This window comes from Geojedonia litorea, assembly GCF_042654525.1.
GTDB classification, from domain to species: domain Bacteria; phylum Bacteroidota; class Bacteroidia; order Flavobacteriales; family Flavobacteriaceae; genus Geojedonia; species Geojedonia litorea.
The window spans coordinates 1-20,397 of the sequence record NZ_JBHSGP010000008.1; the positions used below are offsets into that span (position 1 = coordinate 1).

Below are 20,397 nucleotides of genomic sequence, written 5' to 3' on the forward strand. Positions count from 1 at the left end.
AGTTCCAATAGGGAATGTTGCACCCGAATTATGTGAGCTTGTAAAAGAAGTCACGCCACAGTTATCTGCAGCGGTTGGTGCTGTCCAGTTTACAACGGCATTACAACCAGAAGCGTCTGTACCTTGTAAGATATTTGAAGGACATCCAGAGATTACTGGATTAATGTTATCAGAAACAACAAGGTCAAAATTACAGTTTACCGAATTAGAGTTTCCATCGGTAACCGTAAGGGTAATATTAGTAGTGCCTGTAGTAACCACCGTTCCGGCAATAGGAGATTGCGTAACAGTAGCAGTTCCACAATTATCGGAAGCCGTAGCTAATCCGGTATAATCAGGAATCGTAAAGTTACAAGATGCATCTACATTGCCTGTTTGATTTCCAGGGCATGTGATTGTTGGGTTTGTATTGTCAACTACGGTAATTGTAAACGAACAATTTGTAGCGACAGAATTACCAGCGGCGTCAGTATAAGAATAGACGACTGTGTAAGGCGAACCACTTACATTCAAGGAAGTGCCACTTGCAGGTCCAGAGACTAAAGTTGCAGTTCCAGTTCCGTCACAATTATCATTAAATGTAGGCGGGGTATAGTTTACAGTGACTTCACAATTTGCACCGCCATCATCATTTGTATTAAGAGTTATATTAGAAGGGCAACCAGCTAAAGTCGGCGCAATGTTATCAGAAACAACAAGGTCAAAATTACAGTTTACCGAATTAGAGTTTCCATCGGTAACCGTAAGGGTAATATTAGTAGTACCTGTAGTAACCACCGTTCCGGCAATAGGAGATTGCGTAACAGTAGCAGTTCCACAATTATCGGAAGCCGTAGCTAATCCGGTATAATCAGGAATCGTAAAGTTACAAGATGCATCTACATTGCCTGTTTGATTTCCAGGGCATGTGATTGTTGGATTGACAGAGTCTTCAACTGTCACAGTTGCTGTGCATGAGTCTGTTTGACCAACAGTGTCTTCAACAGTTAAGGTTACCGTAACAGGTGTTCCTAAATTAGAGCAGTTAAAAGTATCGATATCTATACTCCAGCTTACAATTCCATTATCATCGGTACTTCCATTGTCAATGTCACTTGCAACAATACTTGCATTTCCTGAAGCATCTAATTGTACCGTAAGATCTTGGCAAATTGCAGTTGGAGGATTATCTACGCTAAAAGTGGCCGTATAGTTTGAACCTCCAGCATTGGCGAAATGGGTTGAGGACCCGGCAATATAAGTGAAATCAGCATGTGTATAAATCTCTAGATAATAAGTTCCAGAAGGGAGACCATTAAGAACGTCAATATTTGCCCCTGAACTTTGCCAGGTCTGGTCAAAGCTAGTGCCACCACAATATAGTGTTGTGCCATCGTTATTAAAATGAAATAATTCTGTTGAAGAGAAACCAGGTGGAGTATCAGTAGTTAAATAAATCCTGTAATTTAACCAACCATTTAAGATGTCGTCAGTATCGCATTTATAAGTTTTGTTCTGACCACCATTTAAGATTAAGGAATTAGTAGGCGTGAAAGTTCCTAAATTTAATCCATTAAAATCTGTATTACCTGTCGTCGCTTGCAAATCGTAATAGGTGTTACCACTACCATTAATATTTAAAATTGCGTAACTCTCAAAAATATTAGACTGGGTAAAACCAAGATTTGCTATAAAGGTAAAAATTACCAGGAGAACGTAGTAGGTGTAATGTTGTTTCATATAGCGTTCTTTTTAAACGTAATCCATTAATACTTAATTCAATGTTTTTAAACTAAAGATTAATTAATGATTACTACTGCTATTAATTTTCAATGAGGGGTATAACAAACTTACAATGACATTCGTTTAAAATGAAAAATTATCGTTGAACTACTAATTTTTACTTTAATCGAATTTTATTATTCAATCTAGTTTAATTCATTCTCTTACAATTGATTAAAATAACACAAATGTCAACGTAATCTGTCATAATATTTGAGCTAATATAGAAAATTATTTTACAAAATATCTATGAAATGCAAAAAACATCGACAAAACGCATATGTCCTTGCAGAATTCATGTCTAATTACAAATTAAAGTGGTTATAATCAAGTACTTACTGATAATAAAAAATTTTAGGACTATGAAATTGACAGAAAATGTAACTTTTGAAGTTTATTTTCCTACAAAAGTTAAAACAAAAACAGCTAAATTATAGAGCAGCGAATAAAAGAATTACAAAACCAGCTTCTTTTTTAGTACAGCATTAGAATTTGTATCCTTAATCTCAAGAACATAAATGCCAGTGGGCAGTGTTTCGTTTTCAATGACATACGTATCTTGATTTGTGGAGCCTTCTTTGATTTTTTGTCCGGTTATGGTATATAAGGTAAAATCGGTAGCATCTGGTAAATTATATAAGGCAATGCTTTTGTGTAAGGCGACAATTTTTAATTTGTTTAGGGACAGATCATCATTACCAAGGGTATTATCTGTCATGATCGCAGTATTTGGAGTTGCCTCATAAGCATAACCTGTGATCGCCCAGCCTGAACCTAGGGTAATTTCCAGAGCTAGGTAAATTGTAAACCGACACTCTGGCCCAACCATAATGGATTTGACCGCTTATACTAAAACGCAGACCTAAAAATTTGTCAGTTGTTGGGTTGCACCAATCACTATTATAAAATCCGCAATTTTGAAAATTCAATATTTGTGATCCTAAAGGATCTGCAGGAAACCAAGTGGCCTGAGCACTACTCACCATCACACCAGAATTTAAGGCAAAAGGATAAATAAAACCACTAGAACTACTCCCTAATATGGCTGCATTAACCGAGGTTGGTTGTACAAAAAGATTATTGCCAGCTTGATTAAACTCGAACTCATTTGGTGCCTCGTTATTCATATCTAATGCGTAAGTAGCAGCGTCTGCATGTGTTGTTCCTAAGGGGGTGTAGACTACTTGACCTGAAGCATCTGCAATACCAGTTATAGCCGCTGTTAGGGCTCCGTATTGTGAGAGTTTTTTGGAGTAGTTTTTTGGAGTAGTTTTTTTCATAATCACAATAATATAATTAAAATATTTTAGTCTAAAAATTGGTTTGAGCACACAAAATTTGATATGCAGCACTAAAGTATTGATTTATTAGCGATAATACAAATTCGATTAATGAACCACTAAAATAATCGACAAAAGGAACCGAACTTTTGAAATCCCAAAATGGGTTTAATAGAATTTTACAAAAGTTAAAATATGATTATCAAATACAGAACATAAGTTGTGCTTCTATTTCATTGACTGAACAGATCTTTTATTTTACGAGTACAATTAAAAAACAATAGATTAGTAATGAGTAAAAAATGTACAACAAAACAGTGAATAATTTATTTAATATGTTGTTTAAACTTTTTGAATTCTTAGTCTTTAGCCTATAAATTCATGCTTTTACAATAAAGACTTCGGTCATCGTCTAATTTTTTCATATTTTTAAAAACCCATCACAATAACCACCACTAAAACAAGGATTAGGTAACATATATGAATTGCGTCAAACGATATTCCCTCACTATCTTCATCATGCTGTTTAGCGGCTCTAGTTTTTTACAGGCCCAAGGTTTTAAGGAAGAGCAATTAACCAATTCGGCTTATGACAATCGTTATGCCAGTTACAATCATGAGGGTAAACAAATCATCTTCGAATCTAATCGCAGTGGGCGCTGGCAAATCTATAGCATGGATATTAACGGTAACAGCCAAACGCGTGTTGTTTCTAGTAATGCTAACGATCGCCGACCCAGCTGGCATCCCTATGAAAATAAGATTGTTTTTGAATCTGACCGGAGTGGTGTCAACCACATTTACACCTATGATTTTGACACCAGGGAACTCCAAAAAGTGCCTATCCCCTTAAATGGTAATAAGTCGCATGCCTATTTTGCCCCTAATGGCAAAGAAATTGTGTTCAATTATAAAGTAAGTGATCAAAATTTTAATATTCATAAGGTGGGCCTCAATGGCAAACGCTTGCGGACTTATGTCAACAATGCCTACCAAAATATGTATCCGCGCTATTCACCTATGGGAGATGCCATTCTGTATTTTTCCAGAAAACATACCAAACGTGAGGCTGACGAAATTTATGTGTTTAATATCTATGCCCGAAAGGAAAACCGTTTAACCAACTCACCATTGCATCAAACCTATGCTTCGTATTCTAATGGTGGCACCCAAATTGCTTATGTGGCTTCTATGGAAAACGCCCCAACAGAGATTTATATGATGACCAAGGAAGGCAAGAGCCAACGCCGCATCACCTTTAATAGCCATCCCGATACCTTGCCTAATTGGTCACCCCAAGATTTTAATCTGCTTGTTACCCGTACCATTAATGGCCATGATCAGATTATTAAGATTCTTTTAAAAGAAGAACTTTAAGCATCATCAGGCCTTTACATACACTCTTCATAGAGTATCCATAGGGTATCTATAAGGTAGCTATAGGGCAGCTATAGAAAAGGTATAGAGTAGCCTGCTATTGATTGGGCTTATGTTCGGCTTATGTTCGGCTTATGTTGGGCGTATCTATACTGAAACTTTAGCCTAGTTGTTCCATATTCTAATCCTCCTTGAAACTTTAAGGTCTACCAATTTTAAAGATGTAGATTCAGGAATAACCCATCCTAAATTGCCAACCCACTTGTAGTTCCGACACCGTCGGAATTTTGGCGATTTGCAGACCTAACGAGCGGGAGCCTTTACTTAATAATTAAACACAAGAATTAAAGAGCGATTATAATTAATAACCAAAACCCTCATGTATCAACGCGAGAGGTACGCAGTAAGGTCCTTAAATCGACTTGATGTTTTGGTTCATTTTGCATCAAGGTAAAATGAACAATAGAACAGAAATTAATCATTATTTAATCTTGACTTTTTTGGTGCGTCACACCAAATCTTACCTGCCCCGAGCCTAGTCTCGGGGTCAAAGGGTGATCAAGCTAAAAAAACCGAAAAGAAGCCTCACAAAAACCTATACAGATTACAAATTAACTAGTATTTTAGAGGGATGAAATGGAAACACCTAACATCCCTCTTCTTATATAGTAAATTATTCATTCTAATGGTCTTCACCATGACCATTCTACATGCCCAAACGCCAACAGATAGCGTGGTTTATTATGAAAATCTGGTGACACATCCACAAGACGTCAACCATCTCCCAAAAGCTTATGTCTTTTTCAATACCCAAAAAGAACAGGCAGAGCAACAACAGGACACCATGTCGCAAATGTTTAGCCTATTTCAGTTGGCCCGAATTGCCTATAAAAGCGGTTCCTATTTTGATAGTGAAAGTGCAGCGGTAGATGCTTTAAAATTATTGGATACCCAAGAAGAAAATGAGTATAACAGGCACTTCCGCAAAAGTCTTTACACCCAATTGGGCATCCTGTATCGCGAACAAAACAATAATGCCAAGGCCATTGACTTATATCATAAAGCACTCGCCATAGCCAACACTACCCGCGATAGCACAGTGATCTATAACAATATATCCAACATCCATAAAGATGCTGACGATTATAGCAATGCCAAAAGTGCTATTTCTGCTGCCTTTCAATTATTGCCACGGTTAAAGGATAGCCTTATGTATGCTTTGGTTTTAGATAATATGGGATTTTTAAAATTCAAACTTCAGGAACCGGATGCTTTAGAATTAATGTTACAGGCCTTGGACTTAAGAACACAACTCAACAATAAAGCGGCACTTTACCCCAGTTATAAAAATTTGGCACTGTATTACGCTGAAAGTGATAAGGTTCAGTCCAAACACTATGCCCTAAAAGCCTATGAAGTAGCCAAGGCCATTAACAGTGCATCCTACAAAGAAGATGCCCTAGCCTTATTGGTAAGCATGAGTTCAGATCCTTATAGTCTAGAATATAAAACTTTAAACGATAGCCTAACAGCGGCCAATACACTCCGGCAAAATAAGTTTGCCCTCATGAAATATGATGTGTCCGAAAAGGAACGTCAGGCACAGGCAAGTGTTTTACAATCACAGCAAGAGAAATCTAAACGTCAGCTCTTTCAAATCATTGCTCTAGCTATTGCCTTAATTTCGGTGTTGCTCTATTTAGCTCTTAAAGCAAAACATAAAAAGGACAAACTCCAGCAAGTGTATCACACCGAGTCGCGCATTTCGAAAAAAGTACATGACGAAGTTGCAAATGAGGTGTATCATGTCATTACTAAAATACAGGGTACTGCTAAAAGTGACGAGGTATTAGACGATTTAGAGCAGATCTACAACAAAACTCGCGATATTTCAAAAGAACATAGTGCCCTAGATGTCACCGATAAGTTCAGTGAGCTGCTTAACGACCTGCTCTTAAGTTATAAAACCGATACTACCACCATCATTACCAAAAACCTTTCAAAAATCCATTGGGAGCAAATTCCCGACCTCAAGAAAACGGCGCTGTATCGGGTTCTTCAGGAACTAATGACCAATATGCGAAAACATAGCAAGGCCAAGGTGGTGCTGGTTAGTTTTGAGCAAAGCAACAAAAACATTCACATCCTGTATAAGGATAATGGTATTGGTAGCCAACTGCAAAAAGGCAACGGACTCACCAATGCGGAAAACCGTATTAAATCTATTAATGGAACGATTATTTTTGAGTCAGAAGTCAATAATGGCTTTAAGGTTAAAATCAACATATAGAGGATGTTTACAAAAGTTTTGGTAGCAGAAGATATGGACGATATCAACAAGGGGATCTACAATGCCCTTACCGATTTAGGCGTGGCCAAGATTCACCAAGTACAGTACTGTGATGATGCCTATCTCAAATTCAAAAAGGCCAAATTAGAACAAGAGCCTTACCAGTTACTCATTACCGATATGTCCTTTAAAACGGATCACCGCCAACAGCAGTTAACTACGGGTGAAGCACTCATCAAAAAATTGCGGGACGAAGACCCCAACCTCAAGGTGCTGGTCTATTCCATTGAAGACCGACTGCAAAAAGTACGTATGCTTGTTAACCAGCAACATATCAATGCCTATGTGTGCAAGGGCAGGCGAGGGCTCACCGAACTTGTTAACGCCGTAAGCGCCATCGCCAATGACCAGCGTTACCTTTCTCCCGAAGTTAAAAATGCCCTCAACCCAAACAACGATTTGGAAATTGACGAGTACGACATTCAACTCCTTACACAACTAGCACAAGGCTTATCCCAAGACGAGATCAGTCATCTTTTTTCTAAAAATAATATCACCCCAAGCAGTTTAAGCTCCATTGAAAAGCGACTTAACAAACTCCGTATTCAGTTTAAGGCCAATAATGCCATCCATTTAGTAGCCATAGCCAAAGATTTAGGGCTTATATAGCCTTTTTAGTTTTTATCCCGTTGATAAATCAAGCTAATGCGAAGCAAACAAGTATCAACAATTCAGTAATTAATCAACCCACTTGCAGTTCCGACACCGTCGGAAGAATGACGATTTGCAGACGTAACGAGCGGGAGCATTTATTTAATAATTAAACACAAGAATTGAAGAGGGATTATAATTAAGAACCAAGAATATTCATGTAATAACGCGAGAGGTACGTAGTAACGTCCTTAAATCGTCTTGACTTTTTTGGTTCGTTTTTTGGTCAAGCAAAAAATGAACATAAAATATTAAGAATAAGAATAATGGTTAAGTCTTAATATGCCTCACCCAAAACTTACCTACCGAAGCATAATCTAGGAGTCGAACGGCGGTCAAACAAAAAATTTTCACACCTCTACGGTTACCCGTAAGGAAACCTAGCCCCTTTAGTATAATATTGTAATGCTATTAATTTAATAATAAGGGTTATCCTTTTAGAACTCTGTGTAATAAAAAAACACAGAGTTTTTTTATGCCTTATACTGTGGTAAACCGTAAGGTTGACAACAACCAATGCTATAATTTCACACTGTTGTTTATTAATTCATGAGGGTGAATGGAGTTTGCAGGTCCTTAGCTATGGGGACCTGCTTTTTTTTGTAGCTACGGGTTTCCGTAAGGAGACTTCCCGTATTCCTTTTATTTTTAGACGTCATAAACAATGCAATGTAATAACCCTTTAAAATATCTATCATGCGCAAACTCATTCTACTATTATTAATTACAACTTATTTTACACCGCAACACATAAAAGCTCAAAACGATGGAGCCGCAGTGGCAGCCGTTGCCGGTGGTCTTTTAGCTATTGGTGCAGGTATTGCTGCTATAGAACAAATGAAAGAACAAGCCGAATTAACAGCAACCGAATGGGTGCTGTCAAATCAGGAACAGATGACTAGCTTTTCTTTAAAAACGTTAGACTTCGATGGCAAAAAATTAAAAGATATGTCATCAGTCTCTGTAATTTCCTTTAAAATTCAAGAGTTTGAGCCAATGGATAAACCAGAACTTAATGGCAAAAAACAGGTGTTGTTTGGGTTTACTAGTCATGGATGGATCAATGAATACGGTATCGATTTTAATAAAGTGAGATGGTTTTTAATTGATGATGCTGAATGGATGAATATGATGGTGGCATATGCACAGGTGGCCTCTGGCGAAAAGGACAAAGCCCTGTTACAAAAAACCTTAAAAACTGGAAAAGTGGTCAACAAGGGCGTAAAAGCAAAAGGAGGCATGGAAATTCCCTTCTACAAATTGGAAGGTGATATGTATGTGGTGACCGATTATTCTCAAGACATGAAATTGTTGTACAACGAACGCTCCTTGGGGATTTATTTAAAGGAAACACATGATCTGGTCCAAATAGGGCGTGGTGATATCATTAAAATACATGAATTCTTTTTTGAGGAAGATTAAACAGCTTTAAAGAGCTTAGTGATGAATTACTAGTACCTAAACCAAACCCACTATGAAAACAATATGCATTGGTTTAATGCCTCTCAATTGGAGTTTTATGTCAACACCTCGGCCATAGGCAAGTTGTTTATACGCTATAATTTTATTACCGAATTAGAAGATTGGGATAATAATTACTCACAATTTCAATTTGGCTATTCCTTTTACCTCCTTAAACAAAATGGGAAGATAAAATAACCAATTTTGATTATCCTACTAAGTGGAATTTTTTACTAAAAAATATTAAATGATTTTCTATTTTTACAACGAGTCAATTAACAAACTCATCTAACTTGTAAGTATGATTAAACGGGTTTGTTTATAACATTTTGAATGCAAGTTTGATATAAAATAGTGAGTAAAAAGAAGAAAAAATATTACGTGGTTTGGAAAGGTGCTAAAACAGGAATATTAGAATCATGGGAAGAATGTAGAGAGTCGATTCATGGTTTTAAAGGTGCAGAATACAAATCTTTTACAACTCTTAATTTAGCACAAAAAGCGTTTTCTGAAAATTATAGCAATTATAAAGGTAAAACTATATTTGAAAGCACATTATCAAAAGAACAATTGGAATTAATCGGAAAACCTAACTTAAATTCGGTTTCAGTTGATGCTGCTTGCAGTGGCAATCCAGGAACTGTTGAATATCAATGTGTAGATACAAATACTAAAAAACAAATATTCCATTTTGGCCCTCTTCACGAATCAACTAACAATATTGGAGAATTTCTTGGTTTAGTTCATACTTTAGCACACCTAAAGAAAACTAATGATAAAAGACCAATATATACAGACAGCAAAACGGCTATAAGTTGGGTGAAAGATAAAACTTACAGAACAAGTCTTGAAAAAAATGAAAAAAACTCTAAATCATTTAAACTCTTAGATAGAGCTGTAAAATGGTTAGAAGAGAATCAGATTGAAAATAAAATTCTTAAATGGGAAACCCAGGCTTGGGGAGAAATTCCAGCTGACTTTGGAAGAAAATAAATTATGCAAAACACTAAAACCAATTTAAGCGGGCTAAGCGAAAAACAAAGACAAGCAGTTGTTTCTGAATGCAAGAGGCTTCTTGTCCTTGCAGGGGCAGGTTCAGGCAAGACCAAAACTTTACTTCAAAAGCTAATTTATCTTATTGAAGAGAAGGGAGTGAATCCAAATAATATTTTGGCAATTACTTTTACAAAAAATGCTGCAAATGAAATGCTTGACAGATTAATTATTTCAGCAGACGACACTGAAGAATATGTTGAGATTCTGGCTGATAAAAATCGGACCTCTAAAGAGAAAGAAACTGAACGTTATTTTTTTGCCAAAAAGCATAAATGGATTGACAATCTAACTTTAAAGACCTTTCATAGTCTTTGCTACGGTATAATTCGAAATTTTGGTGTAAACGAGTTTGACAATAAGTTTAAAATAATTGGAGACACAAAAGCAACAGATGATGAATTCGCTAAATATTCAGCTACAGAAACGGCTTTTGAAGTAATTCATAAAATCATTATTGAGAATTGCGAATCCAATGAGTATCTGCTTAATTTAAAACGATATATTTTGGACTATATGATTGACAAAATACATATTGAGAAAGACAATTCCCTTTTACTGCCTAAAGATGGAAAGTTTTATACAACATTAAATGGGGATAAAGTTCGTTCAAAATCAGAACAATATATCGCTGATTGGCTGTACCGGCACAGTATTAAATTTGAATATGAACCAATTGTAAATTTCAGGGATTTTAATTTTAGACCTGACTTTTTCATTCCTGAAGCTAATCTATATTTGGAGCACGTTAGTGATAAAAGCTATCCAACTAAAGGTAAGGAACAACAATTCAACAAAGCCAATAAACTATTAGTCAAAACATTTGAGCACCAAACGAAGGATTCTGCTTTATTCAATTTGACGTTAGATAGAATTGTTAAGAATAGACTTCCCTCAAATTACCATTTCTCAACAGCATTATCTTTTGAAGAAGAATTCAATTCATACCATAAAGAAGTTAAAGACTTTTTACGTCAAACAATGCGAGTTATTGATATGGTTAAAGTTGAAAACTTACCGACTAAAATCATATTAGAAAACTCACAAAAAGATCAACATGAAAGAGTGCGAGATTTTTATAAACTATCCGTCCCAATAATTGAACAATACCGATCATATTGCACTAACAAATCATATTTAGACTTTAATGATATGATTACTAGAACTATATCACTTTTTAAAAATCATAGGGAAATAGCCGAAAAGTTTAGAGAAAAATATGAATACATTTTAGTAGATGAATTCCAAGATGTTAATAATTTACAAGTAGAATTAATCAAACTTCTACTTAATGACAACAATCAGCTGTTTTGTGTTGGTGATGACTGGCAAAGTATATACGGTTTTAGAGGTTCAAATGTTGATTATATTGTGAATTTTGAGAGGCATTTCAAAAATTCTGAAACGATAAAATTGAGTATGAATTACAGAAGTTCCGAACACATAGTAGGGGCAAGTAATGAGGTTATCAAACACAATAAATTCAAAGTTGATAAAGATATCCGTTCAAACAAGAAATCGAGTAGCAAAATTCATATTTATGCAGGAAAAGATGAAGCCGAGAATATAAACTATGTAATAGATCAAATTCACAAACTAAAAGATAAGGGTTATACAAAAGAAGACATTCTTTTTTTGTATCGCAGAAGCAAAATGTTTAGTCCATATTTTGAAAGATTCAAGCAAGAACGGATTTTTGTAACAGGCAAGACAATTCACGCTTCTAAAGGACTTGAAGCCAAAGCTGTTTTCATAATCGGACTAACTGAAGGAAATGGGGGATTCCCAGATATTTGGATGGAGGATAGAATTTACCAGGTCATAAAGGAGTCAAATCATAATTTATTACTAGAAGAAGAAAGGCGGTTGTTTTATGTTGCAATCACAAGAGCAAAAGACGATTTATTTATAATTACAGAAAAAGGTAATGAGTCAAGTTTTTTAAAAGAAATTCCAGAAGACTTTACTTTTAAAACGAGTGTTCCATTTAAGTCTGTAATCGAGGAAATTAAGCTATGTTCTAAATGTAATAATCGATTAGACGAAGGATTTGCTTTCTGTCCATATTGTGGTGAAGAACAAAAATTAAATGAATAAAAAATTATTTAAAATCCAACAATAGGTATTAGCTATTGAGTGAAGGAATAATAAAAATATATAGACAAAGAGTATCCTACATAGCTGTATTTGTCAACATCTATAAAAAAAAATAAATGTTAATATATTTCGGTTGTAATTCGACATAAATAATCATATTTTGGTCATCAAAATTATAGATTAATGAATAATAAATTACGGGTTGTAGAGCTATTCGCAGGAGTCGGGGGATTTAGGCTAGGTTTAGAAGGTTGGAAAGGACTATCATCTACATCTAATTATAAAAATAAACTTAATCAACATTACGAAATTGTTTGGTCGAATCAATTTGAGCCCTCCACTAAAAGACAGCATGCATCAGAAGTTTATGAAGAAAGGTGGGGTAATAAACATCATTCTAGGGAAAATATAGAAGTTGTTATAGAAAAAAAGTTTAAGAACATACCTCAACATGATCTTTTAGTTGGAGGCTTTCCTTGCCAAGATTATTCAGTTGCTACAACTCTAAAAAACTCTAAAGGATTAGTTGGAAAAAAAGGTGTGCTTTGGTGGAGTATTTACAACATTCTAAAAGGTCAAGGCGATAACGCACCAAGCTATTTGTTTTTAGAAAATGTGGATAGGTTATTGGTTTCTCCAGCTTCGCAAAGAGGGAGAGACTTTGCAATTATGCTTTCTTGTTTAAATGAATTAGGTTATGCTGTTGAATGGAGAGTTATTAATGCAGCAGATTACGGGATGCCACAAAGAAGAAGAAGAGTCTATATTCTTGGATATAGAAAAGGCACTTCAATTTACCAAAGAATAAAAAATACTTCAATAAAGAATTTCATTTTTCAAAATGGGGTTCTTTCAAAGGCATTTCCAATAAAGAATTTTGAATATTCAATCGTATCTAGAGGAATAGATAATGATATTCAATTATTAACCAAAGAATTTAATTTAGAGAAAATTAAGAATCCATTTTTTAATACAGGCTTAATGTTGGATGGAACGTATCATACTGCAAAAACAGAACCGAATTATTATGGTGAAATAACTAACCTTGGAGATATTGTTATAAGACCATTGAGTGAAATCGATAAATCATATATTATTAATCCTAGAAAAAAGCTAAAAGAACCTCTTGTCAAAGTGCAAATTGATGGTCGAAAAATGGTGTTAAATACGGAGCTCGATATGTGGAAATATTTAAAAGGTACAAAAAAAGAGTATAGACGAAATAAGGCACTTGGATATGATTATCAATATGCTGAAGGAGCAATGTCATTCCCTGATGAACTAGATAATCCGTCAAGAACAATTATTACGGGAGAGGGAGGTTCAAGTCCTTCACGCTTTAAGCATGTTATAGTTCAAGAAAATACTTATCGTAGATTAATGCCAAGTGAACTTGAAAAATTAAATATGTTTCCAAAAAATCACACTAAATTAGATGGTGTTTCTGATACAAAAAGAGCTTTTTTGATGGGTAATGCTTTAGTTGTTGGTGTTGTTGAGAAAATAGGACAGGAGTTATACAAACAAATCAATTTATATTAACTAAATGTATAATATAAGTTCTTCAGAGTCCATTATTAGTTATGCCAAAATGCTTAAAGATAAAACTTTGAGACAAATTTGTGAACCCGAAATTGAAGAGCATCATTATAAAGGCAAAGGTAATTTTGGTCAATTATTAGAAAAGTATTATTTCGGTTATGAACCAAATTCAGCTTCTGAACCAGATTTTTTTGAGGCTGGTATTGAATTAAAATCAAGTCCTCTTAAAGTATTAAAAAACGGAGAAATTCGTTCAAAAGAAAGACTCGTCTTAAATATCATAAATTATTTAGAAGTCCATAAAGAAGAATTTGAATCAAGTACTTTTTGGAAAAAAAATGCCCATTTACTTCTAATATTTTATCTGTACGATAAAGATTTAGATATACTTGACTATTACATAAAGCTAGTCGATGAATGGAAATATCCATTAGAAGACTTAAATATCATTAAACGTGATTGGAAAATTATATCTCAAAAAATAAAGGATGGGAAAGCACATGAATTATCAGAAGGTGATACATTCTATCTTGGGGCTTGTACTAAAGGATCCACTTCATTAAAATCATTTAGGGAACAACCATTTAATAGTCAAAAAGCAAAACAGAGGGCTTATTCTTTAAAACAAGGTTATGTTAATCATATTATCGCGAAAATTGCTCACGAGGAAATAGCTGTTTATGGAAAAATAATTAAGAAGATTGAAATTTTAAATAATGAGAATTCGATTGAAGATATTGTAATTTCAAAGTTTCGGCCCTTTTATGGAATTAACGACTCAAATATTGAAGCTAAATTAAATCTGAAAGTAAAAAAATCGAAGCAATATTATTCATCATTGTCGAAAGCAATACTTGGTGTTGAAATAGATAAAGAAATTGAAGAATTTCAAAAAGCTGAAATAGAAATTAAAGCAATAAGAGTAGAGGAGAATAATTGCATAATTCAATCTGTATCTTTTCCTGCTTTTAAATTCAAGCAGATTTATGAAGAAAGTTGGAGAGATAGTGAATTAAAAGATTTGATTGAGAAGAAATTTTTATTTGTATTTTTTAAAAAAAATAAATTTGGATATTATCTAGATAAAGCTAAGTTTTGGAATATGCCTTATAAAGACAGAAATGAGTTTAGAATGATATGGTTGAAAACAAAAAAAGTGATTCAATCTGGAAACATTTTTAAAGATTATGCTCGTGATAAAAATGGAAATATTCGATATTCTAAAAAGGGTCATCCAATAAGAAAAAATAATCTACCTAAATTAAAAGAAAGTAGAGTTTGTCATGTAAGACCCCATGGAACAGATTCAACTTTCACATACCCTTTACCAGTAGAAGACAAAAAACTTAAAATAATCGAATATAGTAGACAATGTTTTTGGTTAAACGCAAGTTATGTTCGAGATGAAATATACTTGAAATAATATTATTTAATCTCTCATACTAGTCCTGTTGACACCTACCTCAAATCCTTAAAACAAAACCCCTCCAGCACTTCTCCTTGACGCTTTTGGATTTTATTAAAGAAAATAACGCTTAAGTTTAAAACTTTAGTCCAAGAAAAGTGTGGGTCAACCCTATAGCTCATGTATAGCTAGTGTATGGCTAGTGTATGGATAATGTATGCTAGAGGCATTTCGGCATAAAGGGTTAAAAGCGGCATAGACCAACAAAAAACGGCAAAAACCGGCACATTGTTGCAATGGAGATGCTTCAGGCGCTTCGCCCTCTGTATGACAACAAAACGCCCTGTCATGCCTGCGCAGGCAGGCATCCACTTGATAAGAAGATTTACCCTTGGTTAATCAATCGGTTGCTTCACTACTAAAACCCATTCAACACCGCAAAAAGGGACTTCAGAAGTAACAACATTATTGTATCTTTAACAAGACTAACTAATGCTCACCATTATGTCAAAACACCTTATCATCTTTAGTATAGCCCTGCTGCTTTTCAGCTGCAACTACCAAGAAAAAACCATGACCCCAAACGATGTTAAAATAGATACCCTCCAAGGCACCTCCTTTTTACAAAAACCCTTACTACGTCGGCAGGTCAATCCAGAGCAGGATTCGCTCGCCATTGCCAAGTATCTCACAGCCTTGACCAACTATACCAAAGATAATATGAATCCCGATCACATCATCTGGCTGGGGCGCCGCAAGGCCTATTTGGGCGATTATAAAGCCGCCATTAATGTGTTTACTGAAGGCATTGCCAAGTTTCCAAATGATGCACGCTTTTACCGCCACCGCGGACATCGCTACATTAGCACACGACAACTCGATTTGGCCATCACCGATTTAGAAACGGCAACACAGCTCATCAAAGGTAGTGACGATGTGATAGAACCTGATGGCATTCCCAATCGCTTGAATCAACCCCTGTCTAGTTTGCACACCAATACCTGGTACCATTTGGGTTTGGCCTATTATCTCAATAACGATCTAAATAAGGCGTTAGGTGCTTTTGAGCAATGCCTTAAGGCCAGTAAAAATGACGATATGATCGTGGCGACCTCACATTGGATGTATATGATACTTCGCCGTTTGCAGTTACCTGACGAAGCAAATAGGGTGTTGCAAGACATCCATCAGGATATGAACATCATTGAGAATGTGGCCTATTACCAATTGCTGCTCTTTTATAAGGGTGAATTAAGCGAAGCCGAGCTCACAGGAGCAGACAGTCTGGGATCGAATGAGGCCGTACATTATGGTGTGGCCAATTGGTATCATTATAATGGCGACATAGAGGAAGCACGAAAGCGGTATCAGCAACTTGTCGATACGGGTAACTGGGCTGGTTTTGGCTATATCGCTGCAGAAGCCGATTTGAGTAGGATGTGAGACATGGTCACATTGAGCCTGTCGAAATGTGATTCCGAGAAGCAAAATTGTATTGAGAAGCGTGCCTAGTGCTAAAGTTCTCGATACATCCCGCCAAGGGCGTACCACTCGAACTGACAAAAATCGATTTCATTGTCACATTGAGCCTGTCGAAATGTAGTGAACAATCAAAACTCATTGTCACATTGAGCCTGTCGAAATGTAGCCAACAATCCAAAATCATTGTCACATTGAGCCTGTCGAAATGTGATTCCGCGAAACAAAATTGTATTGAGAAACGTGCCTAGTGTCAAAGTCCTCGATACATCCCGCCATGGGCGTGCCACTCGAACTGACAAATATCGATCTCATTGTCACATTGAGCCTGTCGAAATGTGATTCCGCGTAGCAAAATTGTATTGAGAAGCGTGCCTAATGCTAAAGTCCTCGATACATCCCGCCATGGGCGTGCCACTCGAACTGACAAATATCGATCTCATTGTCACATTGAGCCTGTCGAAATGTAGCCAACAATCCAAAATCATTGTCACATTGAGCCTGTCGAAATGTAGCCAACAATCCAAAATCATTGTCACATTGAGCCTGTCGAAATGTAGCCAACAATCCAAAATCATTGTCACATTGAGCCTGTCGAAATGTGATTCCGAGAAGCAAAATTGTATTGAGAAGCGTGCCTAGCGCTAAAGTTCTCGATACATCCCGCCATGGGCGTGCCACTCGAACTGACAAAAATCGTTCTCATTGTCACATTGAGCCTGTCGAAATGTGATTCCGAGAAGCAAAATTGTATTGAGAAGCGTGCCTAGCGCTAAAGTTCTCGATACATCCCGCCATGGGCGTGCCACTCGAACTGACAAAAATCGTTCTCATTGTCACATTGAGCCTGTCGAAATGTGATTCCGAGAAGCAAAATTGTATTGAGAAGCGTGCCTAGCGCTAAAGTTCTCGATACATCCCGCCATGGGCGTGCCACTCGAACTGACAAAAATCGTTCTCATTGTCACATTGAGCCTGTCGAAATGTAGCCAACAATCCAAAATCATTGTCACATTGAGCCTGTCGAAATGTAGCCGACAATCCTAAATCATTGTCACAGAGATTTGCCTCCGGTAATCCAGTAGGATGCTTCGACAGGCTCAGCATGACAAAATAGACCAGTGTGTCATGCCTGCGCAGGCAGGCATCCATTATAGTTTGTTGATATTCTAAAATAGAGAGATTTACCTTCGGTTATTCCATTGGGGGAAGATTTTACTCTAAAGCCCAATAATGCTTTGATACTTTTTTATGCCAAGCCTTTTAGACCATAATCGGCCTTCAGTTTTAAACATAAAAAAACCCATCACGGCTGTAATGGGATTTTTTGTGTAGCGAGAACGAGACTTGAACTCGTGACCTCCGGGTTATGAATCCGACGCTCTAACCAGCTGAGCTACCTCGCCAAGGATTTTTCAATGCGGCTGCAAATATAAAAACAAAATCATAGACATCAAACATTAAACTGCTAATTTATTTTTTGTGAAATAAGTTTTAAACTATCTAATTTAATGTATATATTGAGCAAGATAATTTATGTTACCTATGGAAGATAAAATCAAATTTGAGATGGAGTTTCCAATCCATGCCTCACCACAATTATTGTTTCAATACATTTCAACGCCTTCTGGACTATCAGAGTGGTTCGCAGATAATGTGAATTCCCGCGGCGAATTGTTTACATTTATCTGGGATGGCAGTGAGGAACAAGCTAGGCTCTTAAGCAAAAAATCTGGCGAACGCATCAAATTTAGATGGTTAAGTGACGAAGAAGACGAGGCTTCGTATTATTTTGAAATCCGCATTCAAGTGGACGAAATCACCAAAGACGTCTCCTTGATTGTTACCGATTTTATTGACGAAGATGAAATTGAAGAAGCTAAAATGCTGTGGGACAACCAAATTTCAGGTTTAAAACAAGTTCTGGGATCGGCCTAGCCATGCTGCAAATAAATGATATCTTTGTCTCGATTAAAACTCGAGACTTTTTTTATGCTGAATCTAAACGGAACACTGGTCAATACGGCTACGGGGCAACTGTCTATTAATAATCGCGGGTATGCTTTTGGGGATGCACTATTTGAAACCCTAAAGGTTCTAGATGCTAACATTTTATTCTGGGAAGACCATTACTTTCGCCTAATGGCCTCTATGCGCATTTTACGTATGGAAATCCCCATGAATTTCACCATGGAATTTCTAGAACAGGAAATCCTAAAAACCGTTGAAGCCAATGGTTTATCGTCGCAAGCAGCACGTGTAAAACTTACGGTAGATCGGGGAGAAGGTGGGAAATACAAGCCTTTAGAGCAAGTGGTAAATTATAATATCGCTGTGGAAGCATTAGATGCCCCCATGTATGGTATTGCAGATCACTTCAACTATACGATAGACTTGTATAAGGACTTTTTTGTAGCTCCAGGTCTCTTGTCAACCCTAAAAACCAACAATAAAATCACCAATGTGCTGGGTAGTATTTATGCGCAGGACCATCAATTAGATAATTGTTTGCTTTTGAATACCAACAAACAGGTGGTAGAGGCCCTTAATGGGAATCTGTTTTTGGTGAAAGGACAAACCGTTAAGACACCACCTTTAGCAGACGGTTGCTTAAAAGGCATTATGCGAGGGCAAATCATGGATTTTATTACTAAAGATGCACATTTAGAATTGGAAGAAGCCTCTATTTCTCCATTTGAATTACAACAGGCTGACGAATTGTTTATTACCAACGTTATTACAGGTATACAGCCCATTACGAACTACCGTAAAAAAAGCTATACGCAAGAGGTATCAAGAGCCTTGCTCACTAAATTAAATGCAAAAATTAGATTGGCCTAGTTGTAACTAGGGTTTTCGGGGGCATTAGACCATATGGAATAGTCACCACCAAGCTCTAGCATTTTTTCTTTCCAGAACAGATGTTCAGACTTGCTGATGATATCGCTTTTGTAGACGTTTTCAGAAACAATCCATGAATTCAGCTCTAATTCCTTTTCTAATTGGTTAGGCTCCCAACCAGAGTAGCCCAAGAAAAATCGGATTTCAGAATCGGTAATGCGACCTTCATTGATGAGGTCTAATACGGTATCAAAATCACCTCCCCAATAAATACCCAAGGAAATTTCAATGCTGCCCGGAATCAATTCAGGGATTTTATGAATGAAATAGAGGTTGTCCTGCTCTACGGGGCCACCGTTATAGACCTTAAATTCGGCTTCGGTTATAGGTACCAAGTCTGAAAGGGTATATTCTAAAGGTTTATTAAGTATGAACCCAATAGAACCTTCAGTTGTATAATCGGCTAATAAAATAATAGAGCGATTAAAGGACATATCACCAATAATGGAGGGTTCAGCTATAAGTAAATGTCCCTTTTTTGGCTTTGAGGTAATCATAATTACAATGATTTTGAATTAAATCTAAAACTTTTTATTCTAAAAACCAATATTTTTAAAAAATAAAAGGCCTGCATAATTGCAGGCCTAATCTATAAGTTTTCAAATATTACTAGTTTACAGCACTACTTAAATCAGATCCAGCTTTAAACTTTACAACGTTTTTTGCTTTGATTTTTATTGCCTTACCAGTTTGTGGGTTTCTTCCTTCTCTTGCAGCTCTTCTAGACACTGACCAAGATCCAAATCCTACTAAAGATACACGTTTTCCTTTTTGTAATGCGCCTTCAATATCAATTAGTAATGAATCTAATGCTTTCTTAGCAGCCGCTTTAGTAATTCCAGCGTTTTCTGCCATGCCATTGATTAAATCTGTTTTGTTCATAAAATTTAATTTAAATGATTAATAAATAGTTGGGTTCAAACCATTTGCTTAAACCGTATACAAATTTATACGGATAATCCGTTCATGCAAGTAATAGCAAGGGAAATGCGGGGTTTTGTTGATAACTTGGGGCATTTGTTAATAACGGGAATGTATTT

At 36.1% G+C, this 20,397-nt stretch carries 19 protein-coding genes and 1 tRNA gene; 12 read left to right on the plus strand and 8 right to left on the minus strand.

Annotated elements, in window-relative coordinates:
• The 3 genes from ACFO5O_RS04525 to ACFO5O_RS04535 form a co-directional block, all read right to left on the minus strand.
• Nucleotides 1–1,719 (minus strand): HYR domain-containing protein (locus tag ACFO5O_RS04525; protein ID WP_387961349.1); only part of this gene is annotated, 1,719 nt, incomplete at its 3' end.
• Nucleotides 1,720–2,215: 496 nt separating this feature from the next.
• A complete protein-coding gene (locus ACFO5O_RS04530; RefSeq protein ID WP_387961350.1) occupies nucleotides 2,216–2,479 on the minus strand; it encodes a T9SS type A sorting domain-containing protein in 264 nt (87 codons plus the stop codon).
• Nucleotides 2,480–2,501: 22 nt separating this feature from the next.
• Nucleotides 2,502–3,041: a hypothetical protein gene (locus ACFO5O_RS04535; RefSeq protein WP_387961352.1), complete on the minus strand. Its 540-nt coding sequence runs from the start codon at nucleotides 3,039–3,041 to the stop codon at nucleotides 2,502–2,504.
• Between the two features lie 519 nt (nucleotides 3,042–3,560).
• On the opposite strand from ACFO5O_RS04535, the gene ACFO5O_RS04540 reads away from it, so the two are divergent.
• The 10 genes from ACFO5O_RS04540 (at nucleotide 3,561) to ACFO5O_RS04585 (ending at nucleotide 16,420) form a co-directional block, all read left to right on the plus strand.
• Entirely contained in the window at nucleotides 3,561–4,418 is an 858-nt protein-coding gene (locus ACFO5O_RS04540) for a TolB family protein (protein WP_387961353.1), read from the plus strand.
• Between the two features lie 685 nt (nucleotides 4,419–5,103).
• Nucleotides 5,104–6,708, plus strand: a complete 1,605-nt coding sequence (locus ACFO5O_RS04545; protein ID WP_387961355.1) for a tetratricopeptide repeat-containing sensor histidine kinase — start codon at nucleotides 5,104–5,106, stop codon at nucleotides 6,706–6,708.
• A 3-nt stretch (nucleotides 6,709–6,711) separates the two neighbouring features.
• Entirely contained in the window at nucleotides 6,712–7,377 is a 666-nt protein-coding gene (locus tag ACFO5O_RS04550; protein ID WP_387961357.1) for a response regulator, read from the plus strand.
• 738 nt (nucleotides 7,378–8,115) lie between these two features.
• Nucleotides 8,116–8,841, plus strand: a complete 726-nt coding sequence (locus ACFO5O_RS04555) for a hypothetical protein (protein ID WP_387961358.1) — start codon at nucleotides 8,116–8,118, stop codon at nucleotides 8,839–8,841.
• A 63-nt stretch (nucleotides 8,842–8,904) separates the two neighbouring features.
• Complete coding sequence (locus tag ACFO5O_RS04560; RefSeq protein WP_387961360.1) at nucleotides 8,905–9,078, plus strand: hypothetical protein; 174 nt, start codon at nucleotides 8,905–8,907, stop codon at nucleotides 9,076–9,078.
• 156 nt (nucleotides 9,079–9,234) lie between these two features.
• Nucleotides 9,235–9,873, plus strand: a complete 639-nt coding sequence (locus ACFO5O_RS04565; RefSeq protein WP_387961362.1) for a ribonuclease H1 domain-containing protein — start codon at nucleotides 9,235–9,237, stop codon at nucleotides 9,871–9,873.
• Between the two features lie 3 nt (nucleotides 9,874–9,876).
• Nucleotides 9,877–12,030, plus strand: coding sequence for a UvrD-helicase domain-containing protein (locus tag ACFO5O_RS04570; protein WP_387961364.1), 2,154 nt, complete (start codon nucleotides 9,877–9,879; stop codon nucleotides 12,028–12,030).
• Nucleotides 12,031–12,213: 183 nt separating this feature from the next.
• Nucleotides 12,214–13,572, plus strand: a complete 1,359-nt coding sequence (dcm, locus tag ACFO5O_RS04575; protein ID WP_387961366.1) for a DNA (cytosine-5-)-methyltransferase — start codon at nucleotides 12,214–12,216, stop codon at nucleotides 13,570–13,572.
• A 4-nt stretch (nucleotides 13,573–13,576) separates the two neighbouring features.
• Nucleotides 13,577–14,995, plus strand: a complete 1,419-nt coding sequence (locus tag ACFO5O_RS04580) for a Sau3AI family type II restriction endonuclease (RefSeq protein WP_387961368.1) — start codon at nucleotides 13,577–13,579, stop codon at nucleotides 14,993–14,995.
• Between the two features lie 702 nt (nucleotides 14,996–15,697).
• Nucleotides 15,698–16,420, plus strand: a complete 723-nt coding sequence (locus ACFO5O_RS04585; protein WP_387961370.1) for a tetratricopeptide repeat protein — start codon at nucleotides 15,698–15,700, stop codon at nucleotides 16,418–16,420.
• Between the two features lie 417 nt (nucleotides 16,421–16,837).
• On the opposite strand, the gene ACFO5O_RS04590 is transcribed toward ACFO5O_RS04585, so the two are convergent.
• From ACFO5O_RS04590 to ACFO5O_RS04600, 3 genes are all read right to left on the minus strand, one after another.
• A complete protein-coding gene (locus tag ACFO5O_RS04590; protein WP_387961372.1) occupies nucleotides 16,838–17,149 on the minus strand; it encodes a hypothetical protein in 312 nt (103 codons plus the stop codon).
• 207 nt (nucleotides 17,150–17,356) lie between these two features.
• Nucleotides 17,357–17,563: a hypothetical protein gene (locus tag ACFO5O_RS04595; protein WP_387961373.1), complete on the minus strand. Its 207-nt coding sequence runs from the start codon at nucleotides 17,561–17,563 to the stop codon at nucleotides 17,357–17,359.
• 225 nt (nucleotides 17,564–17,788) lie between these two features.
• Nucleotides 17,789–17,862, minus strand: a tRNA-Met gene (locus tag ACFO5O_RS04600).
• A gap of 139 nt (nucleotides 17,863–18,001) precedes the next feature.
• Between ACFO5O_RS04600 and ACFO5O_RS04605 the strand changes: the two genes are divergently transcribed.
• The gene (locus tag ACFO5O_RS04605; protein ID WP_387961375.1) at nucleotides 18,002–18,394 is read left to right on the plus strand and encodes an START-like domain-containing protein; all 393 of its coding nucleotides are present in this window, start codon (nucleotides 18,002–18,004) and stop codon (nucleotides 18,392–18,394) included.
• 54 nt (nucleotides 18,395–18,448) lie between these two features.
• Entirely contained in the window at nucleotides 18,449–19,297 is an 849-nt protein-coding gene (locus ACFO5O_RS04610; protein WP_387961377.1) for an aminotransferase class IV, read from the plus strand.
• Here ACFO5O_RS04610 and ACFO5O_RS04615 read toward each other — a convergent pair.
• Complete coding sequence (locus tag ACFO5O_RS04615; protein ID WP_387961378.1) at nucleotides 19,294–19,854, minus strand: YqgE/AlgH family protein; 561 nt, start codon at nucleotides 19,852–19,854, stop codon at nucleotides 19,294–19,296. The two genes, ACFO5O_RS04610 and ACFO5O_RS04615, sit on opposite strands and share 4 nt — an antisense overlap.
• A 112-nt stretch (nucleotides 19,855–19,966) precedes the next feature.
• Nucleotides 19,967–20,239, minus strand: a complete 273-nt coding sequence (locus ACFO5O_RS04620) for an HU family DNA-binding protein (protein ID WP_119028640.1) — start codon at nucleotides 20,237–20,239, stop codon at nucleotides 19,967–19,969.
• Nucleotides 20,240–20,397 lie beyond the last annotated feature (158 nt).

What these genes read in the sequence shown, in the direction of transcription:
- ACFO5O_RS04530 (WP_387961350.1), bottom strand. Translation starts at nt 2,479, where the DNA reads ATGACAGATAATACCCTTGGTAATGATGATCTGTCCCTAAACAAATTA.
- ACFO5O_RS04535 (WP_387961352.1), bottom strand. Translation starts at nt 3,041, where the DNA reads ATGAAAAAAACTACTCCAAAAAACTACTCCAAAAAACTCTCACAATAC.
- ACFO5O_RS04540 (WP_387961353.1), top strand. Translation starts at nt 3,561, where the DNA reads ATGCTGTTTAGCGGCTCTAGTTTTTTACAGGCCCAAGGTTTTAAGGAA.
- ACFO5O_RS04545 (WP_387961355.1), top strand. Translation starts at nt 5,104, where the DNA reads ATGGTCTTCACCATGACCATTCTACATGCCCAAACGCCAACAGATAGC.
- ACFO5O_RS04550 (WP_387961357.1), top strand. Translation starts at nt 6,712, where the DNA reads ATGTTTACAAAAGTTTTGGTAGCAGAAGATATGGACGATATCAACAAG.
- ACFO5O_RS04555 (WP_387961358.1), top strand. Translation starts at nt 8,116, where the DNA reads ATGCGCAAACTCATTCTACTATTATTAATTACAACTTATTTTACACCG.
- ACFO5O_RS04560 (WP_387961360.1), top strand. Translation starts at nt 8,905, where the DNA reads ATGCATTGGTTTAATGCCTCTCAATTGGAGTTTTATGTCAACACCTCG.
- ACFO5O_RS04570 (WP_387961364.1), top strand. Translation starts at nt 9,877, where the DNA reads ATGCAAAACACTAAAACCAATTTAAGCGGGCTAAGCGAAAAACAAAGA.
- dcm (WP_387961366.1), top strand. Translation starts at nt 12,214, where the DNA reads ATGAATAATAAATTACGGGTTGTAGAGCTATTCGCAGGAGTCGGGGGA.
- ACFO5O_RS04580 (WP_387961368.1), top strand. Translation starts at nt 13,577, where the DNA reads ATGTATAATATAAGTTCTTCAGAGTCCATTATTAGTTATGCCAAAATG.
- ACFO5O_RS04585 (WP_387961370.1), top strand. Translation starts at nt 15,698, where the DNA reads ATGAATCCCGATCACATCATCTGGCTGGGGCGCCGCAAGGCCTATTTG.
- ACFO5O_RS04595 (WP_387961373.1), bottom strand. Translation starts at nt 17,563, where the DNA reads ATGCTGAGCCTGTCGAAGCATCCTACTGGATTACCGGAGGCAAATCTC.
- ACFO5O_RS04605 (WP_387961375.1), top strand. Translation starts at nt 18,002, where the DNA reads ATGGAAGATAAAATCAAATTTGAGATGGAGTTTCCAATCCATGCCTCA.
- ACFO5O_RS04610 (WP_387961377.1), top strand. Translation starts at nt 18,449, where the DNA reads ATGCTGAATCTAAACGGAACACTGGTCAATACGGCTACGGGGCAACTG.
- ACFO5O_RS04615 (WP_387961378.1), bottom strand. Translation starts at nt 19,854, where the DNA reads ATGATTACCTCAAAGCCAAAAAAGGGACATTTACTTATAGCTGAACCC.
- ACFO5O_RS04620 (WP_119028640.1), bottom strand. Translation starts at nt 20,239, where the DNA reads ATGAACAAAACAGATTTAATCAATGGCATGGCAGAAAACGCTGGAATT.